This window comes from Planktosalinus sp. (assembly GCF_059864935.1).
The window spans coordinates 1-3297 of record NZ_JCBCCK010000096.1 but is presented as its reverse complement, the minus strand read 5'-3'; the positions used below and the strand labels follow the sequence as shown (position 1 = coordinate 3297).

Below are 3297 nucleotides of genomic sequence, written 5' to 3'. Positions count from 1 at the left end.
TTTTCCTGCACATTAACGCCATCTTCCAAAATAATCTCGCCCCAATCTCCACGAATTGCAGCTCCCGGACCGATATAACAGTTTTTTCCAATAATCACGTTTCCGGTGACAGCCGCCAACGGATGTACGAAACTGCTTTCGTGGATAACCGGAATATGTCCTTTAAAGCTGTAAATCATAAGCCCCCTAAATCCCCCAAAGGGGGACACTTTTTTTAATTATTCCACTCCTGCTCCCTCCCTTTGGGAGGGTCGGTGTGGGCTTTTTTATTTATACCCTTCAAGCTTCTTCTTAGTAAACGCACTCAACACCAATCGTCCACTAATCTTAGCGCGTTCTTTCAAGAGTTCATCCCAGTTTTCAGTGCCGGTCCAGATGACTTTTTTCATTTCTGTCATTGCTTCGGGATTGTAAGTGCAAAGATTTTCGGCGAATGACTGAACTGCTTCATCTAGTGCCGAAATGTCTTCAAAAACTTCCATATAAAGCCCTTTAGCTTTTGCCCATTCTGCCTCATAAAAGCTGTTAGCATCGATTGCAATTTGTGACATTCCACTTAAGCCTAATTTACGCTCCACCGCAGGACCCACCACAAACGGACCGATACCCACATTGAGTTCGCTGAGTTTTATTGCGGCATATTTGGTTGCCATACAATAATCTACTGCCGAAGCAAGACCTACACCTCCACCCACTGTTTTCCCTTGTATACGGCCGATAATAAATTTAGGACACTTTCGCATCGCGTTGATGACATTGGCAAAGCCACTGAAAAAGATTTCGCCGGTTTTTTCGTCGTTGATGGAAATGAGTTCGGTGAAACTGGCACCGGCACAAAAGGTTCGGTCACCCCCGCTTTGCAGGATGATGACTTTTATAGCATCGTTATCACCTGCTTTGGTAATGGTTTCAGCCAGTTGAGCCAGCAAATCACCCGGCAAGCTATTATGCGCCGGATGGAAAAATTCTATCGTGGCGATATGGTTGTTGATTTGTTGTTTTACGTAGGGTTGTTGTTCCATATTCATTTCCCGCGAAGGCGGGAATCTCGTCTTTATATCACAAATCTGTGATGGTTAAATATAATTGATAATCGTTAAACATTCGATTTCTGTCTAATCTTTATTCTCACTAAACTTAAAAATATAAACATTATAAATAAAGAAATTAATTCGCTTAAAATATACCATATATTTAAATTTTGAGAAATTTGATCTTCATATATCAAAAAAGGGTTTACTCCAAAATATAGAATTGCTATTAAAATATAAAAAAAAGTAAAAATCAAATTTGCTTGGTTAATAGACAGTTTGACTTTAAGTATTAAATTCATTGATATAATACAAATAATAGATATAATGGTTGACAGGGCAGAACCAAACATAATTACTAGCGGAGCCATTCCTACTGCACCTCCAGGATATTTCATTTGATTGATATACCATATAAAAATAAGTGTACTAAATAAACTAATTAAGAAAAATGAAATTAAATATTTAAAAATTAAATTCATACACTATAGTATATAACAAACAATTATAGTTTTAAGGCTATTGACCTTTAAAATGTGGATAATGTTATTTCATTTTTTCAAAAGTTGCCTTTTCAACCAATTATAATAAACCAAATTGCTCAAAATGATGATTCAAATGTTTCCTCTCCAACAAATACCATTCATAACGATTCAAATACCCAAACACGGCATTTTTTTGTAAGGCATCAGGGTTTTCTTTGAAATATTCCAGGTACTCCTCACGGGCTTCCAGCATTTTTTGTTTTGCGGTTTCCAAATCGGGGTGATTGAGGGCTTCCAATTCATTGTCATTCATCAACGGCATTTTGTATCCCTGTGGCATTGGGTTGAAATCCCACAGGGTGGCTTGCACTTTTTCGATGTATTCTTCGGGTGTTGCGATGTCAAAATTTTGCATTTCGCCGGAAGCAATACGGTAACTGAACTCTAGATGTTCCACCATATGTTGCGGTGTCATCTTTCCCCATTTGGGTTGTGTTGATTCTGATAATTTGCTCAGGTAAAACGGAATGTTTTCTGAAGTCATTTCGACGAAAGTCGTTTGCTTTTTCTGAACCATTGTCAAAATGGTGGCAAAGGCAACCATTTCATCCTCAATATCAAACACCTCAACATACCATTTTACAATGCCTGAAGGATGTTCTTTTGCATTGCTGTCGCGATCTACTTTTTGTTTACACGTAAGGCGCACATAAATGGTGTCGTTGTGATACAATGGGCGTAAAAACCGAATATCCTCTAGCCCGTAATTTGCCGCTACCGGCCCTTTATTGGGATACACAAACAAGCCCGCTGCCGCGGAAATGATAAAATAACCGTGGGCGGTACGTTGTTCAAAAATACTTCCGTCAAGAGAGGTGATGTCTGTATGGGCATAAAAATGATCCCAGGTGAGGTTGGCAAAATTAACGATGTCACCATCAGTTAATGTGCGTTTATGGGTTTTGAGCGACATTCCGGGTTGGATGTCTTCCCAGTGATAGGTAAATGGATGCTTTTCAGCTTCTATGTAAGCAGACTTGGGTTGGTAAATACCGGTGATTTCCGTTAAGGTTGTAGGCGAACCCTGAATGGCAGTGCGTTGCATATAATGTTTGATACCCCGCATACCACCCATTTCTTCACCTCCTCCGGCACGTCCGGGACCTCCGTGTACGAGCAACGGCAATGGCGAACCGTGACCGGTGCTTTGCTTGGCGCTTTCGCGATTGATGGATAATATTCTTCCGTGATGGGAAGCGGCTCCTATGGTGAATTCTTTGGCAATAGCGTTATCATTGGTAAAAATGGAACTCACAAGAGAGCCTTTACCCATTTTGGAAATTTTGATTGCCTCTTCAATTGTGTTGTATGGCATCAACGTACTCACCGGGCCAAAAGCTTCGGTAACGTGAGCAGCTTCGTTTTGTAACGGATTGTCTTCGCGTAATAAAATAGGGCGAATGAAAGATCCTTTTTTTGAATCGGCACCCATGGCTTCAAAATCGTCAAAGCTACCATAGACAATTAGAGCGGTTTCAGCAATTTTTTGCACCTGACTTTTTACAGATTCGCGTTGCGCGTGACTTACCAAAGCACCCATGCGCACTTCTTTTAATCGCGGGTCGCCCACTGTTACTTTATCTAGTGCTTTACCAAGGGTGATTTGAACATCTTCCATATATTTTTCAGGTACGAGAATGCGACGGATGGCGGTACATTTTTGTCCGCATTTCACGGTCATCTCGTTACGTACTTCTTTGATGAATAAATCAAATTCAGGA

General features: G+C 40.4%; 2 protein-coding genes and 1 pseudogene. All 3 read right to left on the bottom strand.

Translation table 11 applies throughout. The annotated features are described in order from the left end of the window. Window positions 1-179: pseudogene (locus AC6F75_RS04195) on the bottom strand (gamma carbonic anhydrase family protein); the annotation flags it as partial. Between the two features lie 87 nt (window positions 180-266). Beyond that, window positions 267-1028 carry an enoyl-CoA hydratase-related protein gene (locus AC6F75_RS04190; RefSeq protein ID WP_500713693.1) on the bottom strand — a complete coding sequence of 254 codons (762 nt, stop codon included), beginning with the start codon at window positions 1026-1028 and terminating at the stop codon, window positions 267-269. A 585-nt stretch (window positions 1029-1613) separates the two neighbouring features. Then, on the bottom strand, window positions 1614-3297 hold a 1684-nt coding region (locus tag AC6F75_RS04185; RefSeq protein WP_500713692.1), incomplete at its 5' end, for an aldehyde dehydrogenase family protein.

What these genes read in the sequence shown, in the direction of transcription:
- AC6F75_RS04190 (WP_500713693.1), bottom strand. Translation starts at nt 1,028, where the DNA reads ATGAATATGGAACAACAACCCTACGTAAAACAACAAATCAACAACCAT.